Consider the following 16832-nt stretch of genomic DNA (forward strand, 5'->3'; position numbering starts at 1 on the left):
ATGACGTCGACGCTCGCCGCCCCCGGTATCGACACCGCCGCCAGCCCCGCCCGTGCCCTGGTCTGCCGCGCCTGCTCCGCCCGCTATCCGCTCGCCGCGCAGCACGCCTGTTACGAGTGTTTCGGCCCGCTGGAGGTCGACTACGACGCCGCCGCGCTGGCGCGCGTCACCCGCGAGCAGATCGAGGCCGGCCCGCAGAACATCTGGCGGTACGCCGCCCTCCTGCCCGCCGGTCAGGACCCGGCCACCCGGGTCACCCTCGACCCGGGGCTGACCCCGCTGGTGGCGGCACCCCATCTCGCCGCCGAGCTGGGCATCAGCGCGCCGCTGTGGGTCAAGGACGACAGCGCCAACCCGACCCACTCGTTCAAGGACCGGGTGGTCTCGGTGGCGCTCACCGCCGCGAAGGCGCTCGGCTTCGAGCGGTTCGCCTGCGCCTCGACCGGCAATCTGGCCAACTCGGTGGCCGCCCACGCGGCCCGTGCCGGCGCACCCTCGGTGGTCTTCATCCCGGGCGACCTGGAGCAGGGCAAGGTGATCACCACCGCCGTCTACGGTGGCGACCTGGTCGCCATCGACGGCTCGTACGACGACGTGAACCGGCTCTGCGGCGAACTGGTGGAGACCGACGAGTTCGAGGACACCGCCTTCGTCAACGTCAACGTCCGGCCCTACTACGCCGAGGGCTCCAAGACCCTCGGGTACGAGGTGGCCGAGCAGCTCGGCTGGCGCATCCCGGCCCAGGTGGTCATCCCGATGGCCTCCGGTGAACTGCTCACCAAGATCGACAAGGCGTTCACCGAGCTGGTCGAGATCGGCCTGGTCGAGGCCCCGGCCGGAGGCTGGCGGGTGTTCGGCGCCCAGTCGGCCGGCTGCAACCCGATCGCCGCCGCCCTGCACGCTGACACCGACACCATCACCCCGGTCCGGCCGACCGGCATCGCCAAGTCCCTCAACATCGGCGACCCCGCCGCCGGCCTGTACGCCCTGGAGGCGGTGCGGCGTACCGGCGGCTGGATGGAGTACGTCGACGACGACGAGATCCGCGCCGGCATCCGGCTGCTGGCCCGCACCACAGGCGTCTTCGCCGAGACGGCCGGTGGGGTGACCGTGGCGGTGCTGCGCAAGCTCGTCGAGTCCGGCCGGCTCGACCCGACCGCCGAGACGGTCGTCTTCAACACCGGCGAGGGCCTGAAGACCATCGACGCGGTCGCCGGTCAGGTCGGCCCCACCCACCGGATCAAGCCGTCCCTGCGGGCCGCCCGCGACGCCGGCCTCCTCTCCTGAACCCGGCGCACCGCCCGCCCCTGCGTCGGTGGTCGACCCATCGGGGCGCGGGTTGCGGTGTCAGCCGGCCGGGATACCGCCTCTTCGGCCCCACTGTGTCGATCATGGGCGCAGGACGGCCCGAGTGGATCTCTGGGTGACCGGGTTTTCGCGGTGCGTGGTGAAAACCCGCCGGGAAGGACTTGACGGCAGGAACCGGGCGGCGGAAGATGCTCCGTGCGGGAGGGCTTTCGCCGGAGACTTTTCAAGTTCTTGCGACCCAACGCCGGAGGCGTTGTGCGAACGTCCCTCCCGACCAACGTGAACCGGGGGCCAGCGGAAATCCGCTGGCCCCCGGTGTCGTCCACGGGAAGACTCGCGGCGTGGCCCTGGACATCGCGACGATCGACCGGACCGATCAGCCCACCCTCGACGCCCTCTACCGGATCGCGGCGACGGTCGAGGCGACGGAATCCCCCGACCTCCCGCCGCTCTGCCGGCGACGCTTCGAGGCACCGCTGTGGCACCCGATGCCCGGCATCGACACCCGGTGGTCGGTGGCCCGGCTCGACGGGGTGCCCGTCGGCTGGGTCCGGGTCAACCTGCACCTGCTGGACAACACCGAGAACGCCAGCATCGAGCTGGCGGTGGACCCGGCGTACCGGCGGCGCGGGGTGGGGCGGGCGTTGTTCGCCCACGCCCGGCGGCTGCTCCGGGAGGCCGGCTGCAAACGGGTGGTCGGCTCCACCGTGACCCCGCTGCCGGACGGGCCGGTCGGGGCGACGCCGGGCGGTCCGGGTGGGACGACACCCGATGAGCCGGGTGCGTCGGCGTCGGGCGGGCCGGGCGGGGAGTCGTCGGTCGGCGCGGTCGGGGTCACCCCGGTGGGGGAGTTTCCCGGGGCCGCCTTCGCGGCGGCGCTCGGTGCCCGGCCGGCGCTGGTCGACGTCCGTCGCCGGCTCGACGTCACCGCGCTCGACCGGGACCGGCTGGCGGCGCTGCGGGCCGGGGCGCGGTCGGCCGCCGCCGGCTACCGCACGGTCCGCTGGCACGGACACCCGCAGTCGGAGCATCTCGCCGACCTCGCCTACCTGGAGGGCCGGTTGCTGGCCGACGCACCCCTGGGTGACCTGGAGTGGGAACCCGAGCGGATGGACGCCGAGCGCATCCAGGGCATGGAGCGGGCGCTGGACGCGCGGGGCGTCCGCCGGTACAGCGTCGCCGCGGTGCACGGGGAGTCCGGCCGGCTGGTCGCGTGGAGCGTGCTCAGCCTGGCCGCGAACACCACCCGGCACGCCTGGCAGCAGATCACCATCGTCGACCCGGCCCACCGGGGGCACCGGCTCGGCCTGCTCTGCAAGGCCGAGAACCTCGAACACACCCTGGCGTACGAGCCGGAGCTAAGCGTGGTCGACACCTACAACGCGGCGGCGAACAGCCACATGATCGCGATCAACGAGCAGCTCGGGTTCCGGCCGGTGGCCGGGTCCACGGAGTGGCAGTCGACCATCTGATCTGTGACACGCCCCTACTGATCTGGTCGTCATCTGTTGCATGATGGCGGGCATGACGGAGACCCCGCACCCGCTGTACGACAGGCACGCCGACACCCTCCACCGGGCGCTGACCGCGATCACCGAGCGGGGGTACTGGTCCGCGTATCCCGAATCACCCAGCCCCCGGGTGTACGGCGAGACGGCCGCCGCCGACGGGAAGGCCGCCTTCGAGGCGTACCTCGGTGGTGACTTCCCGCTCGACCAGCCCGGCACGGCCGACCGGGTCGCCACCGAGACGAGCCCGTTCGGGGTGGCCCTGGACGTGCGCTACCCGCACCCGGGCGCGGACGAGGTGGTCGCCGCCGCCTCCGCCGCCCTGCCGGCCTGGCGCGACGCCGGCCCGCAGACCCGGGTGGGGGTCTGCCTGGAGATCCTCGACCGGCTGCACAAGCACATCTTCGAGCTGGCCAACGCGGTGCAGTTCACCAGCGGGCAGGCGTTCGTGATGGCGTTCCAGGCCGGCGGCGCGCACGCGCTGGACCGGGCCCTGGAGGCGATCGCCTACGCGTACGCCGAGATGACCCGGCACCCGGGGACGGCCGGCTGGGAGAAGGCCGCCGGCAAGGGCGACCCGCTGCGGATGACCAAGACGTTCCACGTGGTGCCGCGCGGGGTGGCCCTGGTGATCGGCTGCAACACCTTCCCGACCTGGAACTCGTACCCCGGGCTGTTCGCCTCGCTGGTCACCGGCAACCCGGTGGTGGTCAAGCCGCACCCCCGCGCGGTGCTGCCCCTGGCGATCACCGTGAGGTACGCCCGGGAGGTGCTCGCCGAGGCCGGCTTCGACCCCGACCTGGTGCTGCTCGCCCCCGAGGCCCCCGGCGAGAAGCTGGCCTCGACGCTGGCCCTGCACCCGGCAGTGAAGATCGTCGACTTCACCGGTTCCACCGGGTACGGCGACTGGCTGGAGGCCAACGCCCGGCAGGCGACGGTCTACACCGAGAAGGCCGGCCTGAACACCGTCGTGATCGACTCCACCGACGACTTCGCCGGGATGTGCCGCAACCTCGGCTTCACGCTGACCCTCTACAGCGGGCAGATGTGCACGACCTCGCAGAACATTCTGATCCCGGCCGGGGGCATCGCCACCGACCAGGGGCACAAGAGCTTCGACGAGGTGGCCGCCGGCATCGCCGCCACCATCGGCAAGCTCACCGCCGACCCGGCCCGGGGCGTCGAGCTGACCGGCGCGATCGTCAACGACGGGGTGCTGGAACGGCTCGACGAGGTCACCAAGGTCGGCGAGACCGTGCTGGAGTCGCGTACCGTCGCCCACCCGGCGCTGCCCGACGCGGTGGTCCGGACGCCCACCGTCGTCAAGCTCGCCGCCACCGACACCGAGGTCTACGGCCGGGAGTGGTTCGGGCCGATCTCGTTCGTCATCGCCACCGACTCGACCGCGCACAGCATCGAGATCATGCGGTCCACCGTGGGGGAGTCCGGCGCGCTGACCGCCGCCGTCTACTCCACCGACGAGGCGGTGCTGGACGCCGTCGAGGCCGCCGCGATCGACGTCGGGGTGCACCTGTCGGCCAACCTCACCGGCGGGGTCTTCGTCAACCAGTCCGCCGCCTTCTCGGACTTCCACGGCAGCGGCGCGAACCCGGCCGCCAACGCCGCCCTCACCGACGGCGCGTACGTGGCCAACCGTTTCCGCATCGTCCAGTCCCGCCGCCCCGCCTGACCCGCCCCCCGGCCTCCCCCGCTCCGCCCCGCCCCCGCTTCCGCCCCGGTGATCAAGAAGTTTGCGTCAGATCGGGGCCTCCGGTTGACCTGAACCTCTTGATCACCGGGGCCGGGTGGGCGGGGTCGGGGTGGCGCGGGGGACGGTCGGGGGTCGGGCGGTCAGGGGCGGGGTGAGGGTCAGGCGGGGCGGCGCATCTGGAGTTCGTTGAGGGCCGGGATCTTGGGGTGCGGGACGCGTACCCCGGTGTCGGTGAAGCCCAGACGGTGGTAGGCCCGGCAGGCGCGGTCGTTGCCGACCACCACCTCCAGCATGAGCTGCGGTCGGCCGCAGGCGCGCGACCAGTCGGCGACCTCGTCGATCAGCGCACCGAGCAGTCCGCTGCCCCGCCAGGAGGGGGTCACGTAGACCGCGTAGACGACGGTCAGGCCCGGCTCGTCGGGGGAGAGGGTGCCGCCCGCGTGCCCGACCAGCCGGCCGCCGGGGTCGGCCACGAACTGGGCGGTGTGACACCCCTGGGACACGTACGCGATCCGGGCCGCGTAGTCGGCGTGCGGCCGGGCGGCGGCCTCGGCGACGGTCTCCAGGAAGGCCAGTGGCGCGTCCGCGAGCATCTCCAGCCGCAGCGCCCGCATCCGGGCCGCGTCCTGCGGACGCACCCGGTGCACGGGGGCCGTGCGGGTCACCGGTGGGGCCGGGGCAGAGGTCATGGAGGCATGCATACCGCAGCGACGTTCACCGATGGGTAACCGGGTCGATACCCGTCTGATTTGACCCCATTTGTGGTCGTGCGCTGTCGTCACTCCTCGTGTAGCGTGCGATTTCGGTCACCGATTCAGCGGCCCTCACCGACCGCCGCAACGGTGGCTCTCCGCTGTCGGCCCGCCGGCAATCCGGAGTTGGAGAACGCCGCGCAGAGTGAGGAAGTGCACCGTGGCACAGGGCACCGTCAAGTGGTTCAACTCCGAAAAGGGCTACGGCTTCATCGCCGTCGACGGCGGGCAGGACGTCTTCGTCCACTTCTCCGCCATCGAAATGGACGGCTACAAGGCGCTCGACGACGGTCAGCGGGTGGAGTTCGAGATCGCCCAGGGCCAGAAGGGCCCGCAGGCCGAACAGGTCCGCGTCATCGCCTGACCTCCCGCCGGTCCCGCCCCGTCCCCGGTGACGGGGCGCATCGGGTTCCCACCCCGGGCTGTTGCCCCGGCGGCCGGGCGGGTTCCCACCCGTCGGGTGCACCGGGTGACGGCTGGCGGTAGCGACCGGTGCCGGGAAAGATCGTGAACCGTCCAGGCGTCCCCGCTGAGGAGGGTTCATGTCCGACCAGTCGCCTTCGGGTCCGCCCGACCCCGCTGCCGGGTCTCCGGGTGGTCCGTGGGGGCAACCCCCCTGGGGCACGCCCTCCGGCCAGCCCGGCTGGGGCGCGCCGCCCGGTCAGCCCGGCTGGGGGACGCCCGGGGCCTGGGCGCCGGGCTGGGGCCATCCGCCCGCCGGTAGTCTCCCGCCCGGGGTCGGTCCGTATCCGGGCCAGGGCGGCGGTCCCGCGCCGTACGCCGGCCCGTGGGGCCCCGAGGACCCGCTGGTCAACCCCCCGTACGCCGGCCTGGAGGGGTGGTTGAGCCGCTGCGCCGGCGCGGTGCGGCGCAGTTGGCGGCCCCTGCTGCCGCTGATGCTGCTCACCCAGGTCGTGCCGGCGGTGGCGGTGTCCCTGCTCTCGCTCGGCATGGGACCCGACGCCACCATGCTGCCCGCCGACGGCTCGCTGCCCGAGGACTACCTCAGCGACCTGGTGATCTACGGCGTCTCGGTGTTCCTGGTCGCGCTGGCGTTCGGGGTGGTGCAGGGCATCGGCTGGGCCGGTGGGACCTGGGTGGTGGCCCGGCAGGCCGCCGGCCAACCCGCCGACCTGCCCGGCGCGCTGCGCTACGGCGCGCGCCGCTGCCTCGGCCTGTGGGGCTGGATGCTGGTGCTGGGCGTGCTCGTCGGTGTCGGGTTCTGCCTCTGCCTGCTGCCCGGCATCTACCTGGCCTTCGCCCTCGCCCTGGCCGGCCCGGTCTACCTGTTCGAGGGGCAGAACCCGGTCGGCCGCTCGTTCCGCATGTTCCACGACCGGCTGGGCATGGTGCTCGGCCGGGTGGCGCTCGTCGCCCTGGCGGTGTTCCTCGGCAGCGTGCTCGGCAGCGTGGTGGAGTCGGTCGGCACCGTGCCGTTCGGCACCGACCCGTTCACCGCGCCGGGCACCGCCGTGGGCGCGGTGGCGGTGATCCTGGTCAGCGCGGTACTGGTCGTCCCGGTCTACCTGGTGCAGCTGGTCGGGCTGGTCGTGACGTACGCCGAGCAGCGGGCGCAGGAGGGGCCGGTGAACGTCACACGACTGGTGGCGGAACTCGGCTGACCGGCCCCATCGTGCTTGCACTCGGCAGGGGAGAGTGCTAAACAAGTCATTGGCACTCGCATACGATGAGTGCCAATGGTCGGGGCGGTAGGGCCACGGTCACACAGACGTCTCGATGGCGTCGGGGTGGCACATGGCCGGTCGTCGCGGGCTGTCCGGCCCGACCGAGGAGGACGTCGTCGTCGCCAGGTGGCGACGTCCCCAAGGTGCGTACACCAGGCGGCCCGTCCGGGGCACAACACCCGGGTGGCCCGTGAGTGTCCAGGAGGACAACGCCGTATGGCCAAGATGATCGCGTTCGACGAAGAGGCTCGCCGCGGCCTCGAGCGGGGCATGAACCAGCTCGCCGACGCCGTGAAGGTGACCCTCGGCCCCAAGGGCCGCAACGTGGTGCTCGAGAAGAAGTGGGGTGCCCCCACCATCACCAACGATGGTGTGAGCATCGCCAAGGAGATCGAGCTCGAGGACCCGTACGAGAAGATCGGCGCCGAGCTGGTCAAGGAGGTCGCCAAGAAGACCGACGACGTCGCCGGTGACGGCACGACGACGGCGACCGTCCTGGCCCAGGCCCTGGTGCGCGAGGGTCTGCGCAACGTGGCCGCCGGTGCCAACCCGATGGCCCTGAAGCGGGGCATCGAGGCCGCCGTGGCCAGCGTCTCGGAGGAGCTGTCCAAGCTCGCCAAGGACGTCGAGACCAAGGAGCAGATCGCCTCCACCGCCTCCATCTCCGCCGGTGACAGCACCGTCGGCGAGATCATCGCCGAGGCGATGGACAAGGTCGGCAAGGAAGGCGTCATCACCGTCGAGGAGAGCAACACCTTCGGGCTGGAGCTGGAGCTCACCGAGGGCATGCGCTTCGACAAGGGCTACATCTCCGCGTACTTCATGACCGACCCGGAGCGTATGGAGGCCGTCTTCGACGACCCGTACCTCCTGATCGTCAACAGCAAGATCTCCTCGGTGAAGGACCTGCTCCCGATCCTGGAGAAGGTCATGCAGTCGGGCAAGCCGCTGCTGATCATCGCCGAGGACCTGGAGGGCGAGGCCCTCGCCACCCTGGTCGTCAACAAGGTCCGGGGCACCTTCAAGTCCGTCGCCGTCAAGGCGCCGGGCTTCGGTGACCGCCGCAAGGCCATGCTGACCGACATCGCCATCCTCACCGGTGGCCAGGTCATCAGCGAGGAGGTCGGCCTCAAGCTCGACGCCGTCAGCCTCGACATGCTGGGCCGCGCCCGCAAGGTCGTGGTGACCAAGGACGAGACCACCATCGTCGACGGTGCCGGCGACGCCGACCAGATCCAGGGCCGGGTCAACCAGATCCGGGCCGAGATCGACAAGAGCGACTCCGACTACGACCGCGAGAAGCTGCAGGAGCGGCTGGCCAAGCTGGCCGGCGGCGTCGCGGTGATCAAGGTCGGCGCGGCCACCGAGGTCGAGCTGAAGGAGCGCAAGCACCGCATCGAGGACGCCGTCCGCAACGCGAAGGCCGCCGTCGAGGAGGGCATCGTCCCGGGTGGTGGCGTCGCGCTGGTGCAGGCCGGCAAGACCGCCTTCGACAAGCTGGACCTGACCGGCGACGAGGCCACCGGCGCGCAGATCGTCAAGATCGCGCTGGACGCCCCGCTGCGGCAGATCGCCGTCAACGCCGGCCTGGAGGGTGGCGTGGTCGTCGAGCGCGTCCGCAACCTGGACGCCGGGCACGGCCTCAACGCCGCCAGCGGTGAGTACGTCGACCTGCTGGCCGCGGGCATCATCGACCCGGCCAAGGTGACCCGGTCGGCGCTGCAGAACGCCGCGTCGATCGCGGCGCTCTTCCTCACCACCGAGGCCGTCGTGGCGGACAAGCCGGAGAAGACCCCGGCCGCCCCGGCTGGCCCGGGTGGCGGGGACATGGACTTCTGAGTCCAGCTCCAACACCGGACGGGGCGGGCCGCGCGAGCGGTCCGCCCCGTTCCGTGTCCGTGGCCCGTGCCCACCCGGGCCGGCTCACCCCGGCGACGGGGAGCGGTCAGCGGCGGGCCGCCCGCACCGCCGCGTACGCGTCGACCAGCCCGGCCCCGCTCGACGCCGTCACCGGGCCGCAACTGAGGTCGGCGGGCCCGGCCGGTTGAGCCGTGTCCCGCAGGATGCTCCGGGTCCGGGCCAGGTCGCCGACCAGCGTCGGATTCGCCGACCACATCAGCGCCACCACACCCGCCACCTGCGGGGTGGCCATCGAGGTGCCGTCCAGCGTGGCGTAACCGCCGCCGGGCATCGCGGAGGTGATCCCCTCCCCCGGGGCGACCAGATCCGGCTTGACCACCCCACCCGCGACGGGACCCCGGCTGGAGAACTCGGCGACCACCCGGTCCCGGTTCACCGCCCCCACCGTCAGCACGTCCGCGTACGGGGCCGGCGGGTCGACGATCGACCGGCAGTCCGGGCCGGTGTTCCCGGCGGCGGCCACCACCAGGATGCCCGCCGCCTCCAGGGCGGCGGTCGCCGGACGTAACGCCCCCGGGTCACAGCCCTCCACCGGTGGGCACCCCCACGAGTTGGTCAGCACGTCCGGGGCACGCGCCGGGCGTCCGTCGATGAACGGGTCGCCACCGGCCGGGAACGGGGCCAGCATGAACTGGAGACAGTCCAGGTAGTGCGCCGGGCTGCCCAGGTTGCGATCGAGGTTGACGCAGCCCACCCACTGCGCACCGGGAGCCACCCCGATGCCGTCCCGCCCCACGGCGCTGCCCGCGGTGTGGGTGCCGTGGCCGCCGGAGTCGGCGGGGGAGCGGGTGTGGTTCCACGGGTCGTACCAGGAGTCGTCGCCGCCCCGGAAGCCGGCGGCCAACGCCGGGTGGGTGCCGTCGACCCCGGAGTCCGAGCTGCCGATCACCACGCCGGTGCCGGTGACGGACAGCTCCGACCAGACCCGGTCGGCCCGGATCATCCGCAGGTTCCACTCCGGCCCGGTCGGTGCGGGCTGGTCGCCCCGGCTGACCGGGGCCGGTGCGGGCAACGGGCGGAGCCGTTGACTGACCAGCACCCGGGCCACCTCGGGCCGACCGGAGAGCCAGGCCCGCACCGCCGGCCCGCCGTCGGTCTCGATCGCGTTGACCAGGTAGTACGGCGTCGGGTCGAGGCCCAGCCGGCTCAGGTCCCGGCGTAGCCCGCCCTGGGTGCGTTCGGCGGTGGCGACGAGCCGGCGGTAGACCTCGGCGGTCCGCGCCTCCCGGCCCGCCCGGCCGGGCGTACCGGCGGGGATGCCGGAGAGGTCGGCCTGCTCGCGGAGCACCACCAGCAGCCGCTCGCCGTACAGGCCGGGCTGGCCGGCGGCCACGTCGACCACCCCGACGGTGAGCAGCAGGACCGCCGCGCCCGACGCGGCGACCAGCCGGCGCGGCGCGCGCCCGCGTGGCCGGGCGAGCAGCACCCCGTACCCGATGGCCAGCAGGAGCGCGACGGCGAACCCGACGCCGGACGCGACCGCGACCCAGTACGGGACGTCGCGGGTGGTGGCCAGCAGGACCGAGATCTCCTCCGGGTCGGTGAGCGCCAGCGGGCCGAACACCGCCAGGCCGACCAGCCAGCGCACCGGCGCGGCACCGGCGGGCCGGCCGGCCCGCCGGGCAGCCACCTGGCACGCACCCAGCGCGAACCCGACGGGCGGGACGAAGAGCAGCGCGGGAAGCTGCACGCCGGAGTGGCCGGTGCCCGCGCCGACCAGCAGCAGGACGACCCCGGCGACCAGGCCGCCGACCAGCACGGTACGGGCGGCCCGGGGTGGCCCGTCGCCGGTGAAGGGGGCCCAGAACCGGTCGTCGAGCAGTGCCCCGGCCAGCAGACCGACCGCCGTCGCGGCGAGCGCGGCGAGCACCGTCTCCAGCAGGCCGCCCAGCGCGCCGAACCGGACCCACGGCAGCAGCAGCGCCAGCCCGGCGGCGATCGCCAGCAGGGTGACCGCCTGCGGCCGGCCGACCCCGCCACCCGGTCCGCGATCGTGGTCGGTCTGCTGGCTGCGCTGCCGGCCCTGGTCGGCGGGTGTGGCGGGCCCGCGCGTGGGGTCGGTGCCCTCGGGGGCGGTGGTCGGGGCGGGCGTGGCGGCGGCCGGCTGGGCGGGGGTGGGTAGCCGGCTGGCCAGCAGCGCGAGCAGGGTCGCCGTCGCGGCCAGCGCGGCCAGGTACGCCTCGTGGTGGACCTGCGGCAGTGCCCGTAGCGACCCGAGGGCGACCAGGGCGAGCGCGGCGGCGAGCCAGGCCCGGCCGGTGACCCGGACCCGGGGTGAGCGGGGGAGCAGGGCCAGCAGCAGCGCGGGCAGGCCGACCAGCAGAGCGGTGGCCAGGCTGAGCGCCGGCCAGAGCCACGCCTGCCGGTCCCATCCCGCGGCGACCTGCAACTGCTCGACCGACCAGCCGACCGCCTGGAGCAGCACGGCGAGGGTGACCGTCCAGCCGCCGGCGAGGGCGGCGGCCACCACCGGCCACGGGCTCGACGGACGGGCGGCGGCGCTCGGCGGGAAGCCGTAGCCCGGCGGAGGTGGTGTGTCGGCCAACATCCGGAAACAGTACGACGTACGTCGCCGTCCGTCGGCGGTGCCGGTCCGACGGCGGTCCCCGCCCGTCGGCGGTGGACCCGGGGCGCGGACCTGCGCGGTCCCCGCCCTCGCGCGGCTCGGCTCCGCCCTGTCCGCCTCGGCGTCCACCTCCCGTGTTCCGTCGTTCTCCCCGGTCGCCGGCTCCGTCCCATGGTCACGGAAAGTGACGGAAGGTGGGGGTGTGGACCTTCACCTCCGGATCCTTTGCTCTGCTGCCCTGGATGCGCCGATCACTGAACGTGCGCGTCGCGTGAAGAGCAGCAGAGCAAAGGATCCGAGGGTGGGAGGTGGGGGGTGGGTGGGGGATGCGGCGATCGGGCTGGTCGCGGCGGTGAGGGGCGGTGTGGGAGGCGGAGGGGATCGGCGGGAGGTGGGCTACGGTGAGTAGTCGAGTTGATCCGGGCGAGTGTTGCTCAGCGTCACCGGGCGGACGGTGGGGAATCCGGCCGGTTCCGGGCCTGCTGCGGGTGGGACCTGGCGGGTTACGGTGGACGGGTGCGTGACCCCAATGTGACCCGATCCGCCGCCGGTCAACTCTCCCCGCAGCGCCGCGCCGCGGATCTGCGCCGGCTGCGGGCCGAGCGGTTCGACGTGCTGGTCATCGGAGGCGGGGCGACCGGGGCCGGTGCCGCGCTCGACGCCGCCTCGCGGGGGCTCAAGGTCGCCCTGGTCGAGGCCCGCGACTTCGCCGCCGGCACCTCCAGCCGGTCCAGCAAGCTGATCCACGGCGGCCTGCGCTACCTGGAGCAGTTGGAGTTCCACCTGGTCCACGAGGCGCTGACCGAGCGCGGGCTGCTCGCCACCCGGCTCGCCCCGCACCTGGTCCGGCCGGTCCCGTTCCTGATCCCGCTCCCCGCCGGGCGGGGGCTGCGCGACCTGCCGGCCCGGCTGTTCCGCCGCTCCTACTACGGGGCCGGCGTGGCCGCCTACGACGCCTTCGCCGGGCTGTTCGGCACCGGCCGGGGGATGCCGCTGCACCGGCACCTGACCCGGGAGGGTGCCCGCCGGGTCTTCCCCAGCCTGCGGGCCGACGCGCTGGCCGGGGCCATCCGCTACTACGACGGGCAGGTCGACGACGCCCGGCTGGTGGTGACCCTCGCCCGCACCGCCGCCAGCCTCGGCGCGACCGTGGTGAGCAGCGCCCGTGCCGTCGGGCTGGTGCGGCAGGCCCGGGAGGTCACCGGGGTCCGGGTCCGCGACCTGGAGGCGCCCCCCGGCTCCCCGGACGCCGAGTTCGAGGTACGCGCCCGTACCGTCATCGCCGCCACCGGCGTGTGGAGCGACGACATGTCCCGGATGCTCAACGACGTCGGGCTGCGCCCCGGCGTGCGGGTCCGGGCCTCCAAGGGGGTGCACCTGGTGGTGCCCCGCTCGGCGATCACCGGCGAGACCGGGCTGATCGTGCGCACCGCGACCAGTGTGCTGTTCGTCATCCCCTGGGGCGGGCACTGGATCATCGGCACCACCGACACCGACTGGCGGCTCGACCGCTCCCATCCGGCCGCCTCCGCCCGCGACATCCAGTACCTGCTCGACCAGGTCAACCTGGTCCTGGACCGGCCGCTGTCCAGCGCCGACATCGAGGGCGTCTACGCCGGGCTGCGTCCGCTGCTGGCCGGCGAGGCCGACTCCACCTCCAAGCTCTCCCGGGAACACGCCGTCTTCGAGCCGATGCTCGGGCTGCTGCTGGTGGCCGGCGGCAAGTACACGACCTACCGGGTGATGGCCGCCGACGTCGTCGACCGGGCCGCCCACCGGCTCGGCGGCGTACGTCCCTCGCGCACCGCCGACCTGCCGCTGCTCGGCGCCGACGGGTACGCCTCGATGTGGCGGGACCGGGCCGACCTGGCCCGCCGGCACGGGGTGCCCGTCGGCGTGGTCGAACACCTGCTGGAGCGGTACGGCACGCTCACCCTGGAGGTGCTGGCGCTGATCGCCGCCGACCCGCTGCTCGCCTCACCGCTGGCCGGCGCACCCGAGTACCTGGCCGCCGAGGTGACCTACGCCACCCGCTCCGAGGGGGCGCTGCACCTGGAGGACGTGCTGACCCGGCGTACCCGGATCTCCTTCGAGACGGCCCACCGGGGCCTCGACTCGGCCGGGCACACGGCGGAGTTGATGGGGGCGGTGCTCGGCTGGGACGCGGCCACCCGGGAGCGGGAGATCGCGCACTACCGCGCCCGGGTCGAGGCCGAGCGGGAGTCGCAGCTCATGCCGGACGACGCGACCGCCGACGCGGCCCGCCTCGGTGCCCCCGACGTCCGGGGTTTCGCCGCCGACCGGGGTGTCGACGGTGTCGAGGACGGCCCGCTGCACCTGCCGACCTCCTCCCGCTGACCGGCCCCGGGGCCGGTTCCACCAGGCGGTGCGGGGCCGGTCGGCCGGTTCCGGACGGCACCGGGGTGGGATAGGTTCCGGCCCGTGGTTCCCCCTCAGTGGTCACGCGCGCTCCTCGTCCCCGCCGTCATGACGGTCACCCTGACCGGCTGCGCGATGGTCGACCGGGAGGGCGGGTCCACAGCGGAGGGCCGGGGCGCGACGACAGCGCCGGGGGCGACCCGGGTAAGCCTGATGCAGAAGCTCGGCGAGGACGGTCCACTGCGCTCGCTGACCGTCGAGCCGGACGGCCGGTGGGAGTGCGCCGACTGTGCCGGTGACGGGGTCACCTCGGCCGGTTCCCTGGACCCGGAACAGGTCCAGCGGTTGCACCGGCTGCTGGCCGACCCGCGGCTGGCCCAGGAGACCGACCAGGCCCGCCGGTACCGGGCGACCTGCATCGACGCGTTGACGTCCAGCCTGCTCACCACGGCCGGCCTGATCACCTCGCAGGACTGCCCGGGTGAGGAACGACCGGCGGTGGCCGGCGAGATCCTGCTCCTGCTGACCCAGGCGACCCCGGCCGAGCCGACCCGCTGAGCCTTCCCGACCCGCTCAGCCTTCCCGACCCGCTGAGCCTTCCCGGCCCGCTCAGAACACCTTGCCCGGGTTGAACAGCCCGGCCGGGTCGAGCGCCGCCTTGATCGCCTGGTGCACCCGGACGCCGACCGGCCCGATCTCCCGGGCCAGCCAGTCCCGCTTGAGCAGCCCGACGCCGTGCTCGCCGGTGCAGGTGCCACCGAGTTCCAGCCCGAGCCGGATGATCTCGTCGAAGGCCCGTCGGCCCCGTTCCAGGCTCGCCGGGTCGGCCCGGTCCACCACGATGTTCGGGTGCAGGTTGCCGTCACCGGCGTGGCCGACCACCCCGATCGGCACCCCGCACTCGGTGGCGATCCGGGCCACCCCGTCCAGCAGCGTCGCGAGCGCCCCCCGGGGCACCGCCACGTCGTCGATGATCAGGCCGCCGTTGCCGTCCGGGTAGGTGTCGACGGCGAACTTCTCCATCGCCGGGTGGGCCAGCCGGCGGGCCTGCAGCAGCGCCGCCGCCTCCACCGCGTCGGTCGCCGCGTACACCTCCTGCGCGCCGGCCGCCGCGCAGACCTCGGCGATCCGGGCCAGGTCGTCCGCCGCCCGGGGGCCGGTGTCGGCGGCGGCGAGCAGCAGCGCCTGCGCGTCGGTCCGCAACCCCATCGGCCGGTACGCCTCGATCGCCCGCAGGTGCGTCCGGTCCAGCAACTCCAGCAGGCTCGGGGTGAGCCCCCGCGCGGCGATCCCGGCGACCGCCGTACCCGCCCCGCCGGTCGAGCCGAAGACCGCCACCATGGTCAGCGACTCCTCCGGGGCGGGCCGCAGCGCCACGGTGACCTCGGTGATCACGCCGAGGGTGCCCTCCGCGCCGACGAAGAGCCGGGTCAGGTCGTACCCGGCCACGCCCTTGGCGGTACGCCGGCCGGTGCGCAGCACCTCACCGGAGGCCAGCACCACCTCCAGCCCGAGGACGTACTCGGTGGTCACCCCGTACTTGACGCAGCACATCCCCCCGGCGTTGGTGGAGACGTTGCCGCCGATGGTGGAGGACTCCCAGGACCCCGGGTCGGGCGGGTAGTACAGGCCCTGTTCCCGGACGGCGCGGGCCAGCGTGGCGTTCACCACGCCCGGCTGCACCACGGCGATCCGGGCCACCGGGTCGATCTCCCGGATCGCGGTCATCGCGACGGTGCTCACCACCACCGCGCCGTCCACCGCGTTCGCCGCACCGGCCAGGCCGGTCCGCGCCCCCTGCGGCACCACGGGTACGCCGTGCCGGGCCGCCGCCCGGACCACCGCCACCACCTGTGCGGTGTCCCGGGGGCGGACGACCACCAGCGGCGTGCCGGCGGCGCAGAGGTCCGCCTCGTCGCGCCGGTGCAGCCGGAGCAGGTCCGGGTCGGTGAGGACGGCCTCGTCGCCGAGGGCCGCCCGCAGGTCGTCGAGGAGGGGGGAGCCAGCCATGCGGCCGAGGCTAACCGGCGGCTAGATTGGCCGCCATGCTGTACCTGGACCGGCCCGCCTGGCCGTGGCGCGGTCGGCTCTGGTCGCACCTGATCAGCGACGTCTCCCCGGCCGAGCTGCACGTGTTCGCCGAGACGCTGGGGGTGCCCCGGCGCGGGTTCGACCGGGACCACTACGACATCCCCGCCGACCGGTTCGCCGTGGCGGTGTGGCTCGGTGCCCGGGTGGTGCCCAGCCGGGAGATCGTCCGCCTCCTGTACGCCTCCGGCCTGCGCCGCCCCAAACACCTCGACCCGGGGCGCCGGTGACGCCGGACGGTGGATCAGCGTAGCCCGGACAGCTCGCGGCGGAGGTTGGCGCGGGCCGGTTCCTCCCACCGGGCGGCCAGCGGGGGCAGCCGGAACAGGGCGGGCAGGGCGAGCAGCCCGTCGAGGACCCGCGCCCGGCCGGTACGGAAGTCCGCCTCGGGCACGTGTGCGTACTCGGCGCGGATCGCGGCGGCGTACCCGTCGTACACCTCGGGGGGTGTGGCCAGGACGGCCAGGTCGGCGTCGCAGAGCAACGCGCCGTCACGGTCGCCGGGCGCGGTACGGTGCCCGGCGGTGAGCAGCACCAGCCGGCGGACCTCGGCCACCGTGGCGGCCGGCACCCCCAGCCCGGTGAGCAGGGTGCCGGCCAGCTCCGCGCTGGCCCGTTCGTTGGCGTCGGCGGCGCGCGGGTCGTAGACGGCGTCGTGCGTCCACGCGGCGAGTGCGACCCGTTCCGGCCGGTCGGCCAGGTCGGCGTGCCGGTCGACCACGTCCAGCACCGCCCGCAGGTGGTGCGCCGTGTGGTAGCGCCGGTGCGGTTCCCGCCATCGGGTCAGCAGGTCGGCCCCGGCGGCGGTGAGCGCCGGCCCGTCGGCGGCCCCGGCGGCGAGCGCCGCCGCCATCCACCTGTCGATCAGCTCGGTCACCCGGACGATTGTGCCGCAGGGATGAACCGGTGTGGCGT

The 16832-nt window shown here is 74.0% G+C and carries 13 protein-coding genes; 9 read left to right on the plus strand and 4 right to left on the minus strand.

Annotation, left to right across the window (positions count from 1 at the left end; all coding sequences use genetic code 11):
• The 3 genes from thrC to paaN all read left to right on the plus strand — a co-directional run bounded on the left by thrC (position 1) and on the right by paaN (position 4506).
• On the plus strand, positions 1 to 1287 hold the full coding sequence (gene thrC, locus JQX11_RS09875; protein WP_204924705.1) for a threonine synthase: 1287 nt from the start codon (positions 1 to 3) through the stop codon (positions 1285 to 1287).
• Positions 1288 to 1649: 362 nt separating this feature from the next.
• Positions 1650 to 2780 (plus strand): GNAT family N-acetyltransferase, encoded by a 1131-nt coding sequence (locus tag JQX11_RS09880; protein ID WP_307826136.1) that lies wholly within the window; start codon positions 1650 to 1652, stop codon positions 2778 to 2780.
• 52 nt (positions 2781 to 2832) lie between these two features.
• The gene (gene paaN / locus JQX11_RS09885; RefSeq protein ID WP_204924706.1) at positions 2833 to 4506 is read left to right on the plus strand and encodes a phenylacetic acid degradation protein PaaN; all 1674 of its coding nucleotides are present in this window, start codon (positions 2833 to 2835) and stop codon (positions 4504 to 4506) included.
• A gap of 179 nt (positions 4507 to 4685) precedes the next feature.
• Here paaN and JQX11_RS09890 read toward each other — a convergent pair whose 3' ends face one another.
• On the minus strand, positions 4686 to 5216 hold the full coding sequence (locus tag JQX11_RS09890) for a GNAT family N-acetyltransferase (RefSeq protein ID WP_204924707.1): 531 nt from the start codon (positions 5214 to 5216) through the stop codon (positions 4686 to 4688).
• A 223-nt stretch (positions 5217 to 5439) separates the two neighbouring features.
• Here JQX11_RS09890 and JQX11_RS09895 point away from each other — a divergent pair, with 223 nt between their 5' ends.
• The 3 genes from JQX11_RS09895 to groL all read left to right on the plus strand — a co-directional run bounded on the left by JQX11_RS09895 (position 5440) and on the right by groL (position 8803).
• Complete coding sequence (locus JQX11_RS09895) at positions 5440 to 5643, plus strand: cold-shock protein (protein ID WP_204924708.1); 204 nt, start codon at positions 5440 to 5442, stop codon at positions 5641 to 5643.
• A 478-nt stretch (positions 5644 to 6121) separates the two neighbouring features.
• Positions 6122 to 6901, plus strand: a complete 780-nt coding sequence (locus JQX11_RS09900) for a hypothetical protein (RefSeq protein WP_204924709.1) — start codon at positions 6122 to 6124, stop codon at positions 6899 to 6901.
• A 279-nt stretch (positions 6902 to 7180) separates the two neighbouring features.
• Positions 7181 to 8803 (plus strand): chaperonin GroEL, encoded by a 1623-nt coding sequence (gene groL / locus JQX11_RS09905; RefSeq protein WP_204924710.1) that lies wholly within the window; start codon positions 7181 to 7183, stop codon positions 8801 to 8803.
• 106 nt (positions 8804 to 8909) lie between these two features.
• Here groL and JQX11_RS09910 read toward each other — a convergent pair whose 3' ends face one another.
• Positions 8910 to 11432 (minus strand): S8 family serine peptidase, encoded by a 2523-nt coding sequence (locus JQX11_RS09910; RefSeq protein WP_204924711.1) that lies wholly within the window; start codon positions 11430 to 11432, stop codon positions 8910 to 8912.
• Between the two features lie 534 nt (positions 11433 to 11966).
• Between JQX11_RS09910 and JQX11_RS09915 the strand changes: the two genes are divergently transcribed.
• Both JQX11_RS09915 and JQX11_RS09920 read left to right on the plus strand, forming a co-directional pair.
• A complete protein-coding gene (locus JQX11_RS09915; protein ID WP_372444571.1) occupies positions 11967 to 13808 on the plus strand; it encodes a glycerol-3-phosphate dehydrogenase/oxidase in 1842 nt (613 codons plus the stop codon).
• Between the two features lie 84 nt (positions 13809 to 13892).
• Positions 13893 to 14387: a hypothetical protein gene (locus JQX11_RS09920; RefSeq protein WP_307826137.1), complete on the plus strand. Its 495-nt coding sequence runs from the start codon at positions 13893 to 13895 to the stop codon at positions 14385 to 14387.
• Between the two features lie 51 nt (positions 14388 to 14438).
• On the opposite strand, the gene JQX11_RS09925 is transcribed toward JQX11_RS09920, so the two are convergent.
• Complete coding sequence (locus JQX11_RS09925) at positions 14439 to 15839, minus strand: FAD-binding oxidoreductase (protein ID WP_204924712.1); 1401 nt, start codon at positions 15837 to 15839, stop codon at positions 14439 to 14441.
• Between the two features lie 35 nt (positions 15840 to 15874).
• Between JQX11_RS09925 and JQX11_RS09930 the strand changes: the two genes are divergently transcribed.
• Positions 15875 to 16147: a DUF4031 domain-containing protein gene (locus JQX11_RS09930; RefSeq protein ID WP_204924713.1), complete on the plus strand. Its 273-nt coding sequence runs from the start codon at positions 15875 to 15877 to the stop codon at positions 16145 to 16147.
• Between the two features lie 14 nt (positions 16148 to 16161).
• Here the strand turns inward: JQX11_RS09930 and JQX11_RS09935 are convergent, their stop codons facing one another.
• Positions 16162 to 16794 (minus strand): HD domain-containing protein, encoded by a 633-nt coding sequence (locus tag JQX11_RS09935; protein WP_204924714.1) that lies wholly within the window; start codon positions 16792 to 16794, stop codon positions 16162 to 16164.
• Positions 16795 to 16832: the final 38 nt, after the last annotated feature.

The sequence above is a fragment of the Micromonospora humida genome (assembly GCF_016901255.1).
Taxonomy (GTDB): Bacteria; Actinomycetota; Actinomycetes; order Mycobacteriales; family Micromonosporaceae; genus Micromonospora; species Micromonospora wenchangensis.

What these genes read in the sequence shown, in the direction of transcription:
- JQX11_RS09910 (WP_204924711.1), bottom strand. Translation starts at nt 11,432, where the DNA reads ATGTTGGCCGACACACCACCTCCGCCGGGCTACGGCTTCCCGCCGAGC.
- groL (WP_204924710.1), top strand. Translation starts at nt 7,181, where the DNA reads ATGGCCAAGATGATCGCGTTCGACGAAGAGGCTCGCCGCGGCCTCGAG.
- thrC (WP_204924705.1), top strand. Translation starts at nt 1, where the DNA reads ATGACGTCGACGCTCGCCGCCCCCGGTATCGACACCGCCGCCAGCCCC.
- JQX11_RS09890 (WP_204924707.1), bottom strand. Translation starts at nt 5,216, where the DNA reads ATGACCTCTGCCCCGGCCCCACCGGTGACCCGCACGGCCCCCGTGCAC.
- JQX11_RS09925 (WP_204924712.1), bottom strand. Translation starts at nt 15,839, where the DNA reads ATGGCTGGCTCCCCCCTCCTCGACGACCTGCGGGCGGCCCTCGGCGAC.
- JQX11_RS09930 (WP_204924713.1), top strand. Translation starts at nt 15,875, where the DNA reads ATGCTGTACCTGGACCGGCCCGCCTGGCCGTGGCGCGGTCGGCTCTGG.
- paaN (WP_204924706.1), top strand. Translation starts at nt 2,833, where the DNA reads ATGACGGAGACCCCGCACCCGCTGTACGACAGGCACGCCGACACCCTC.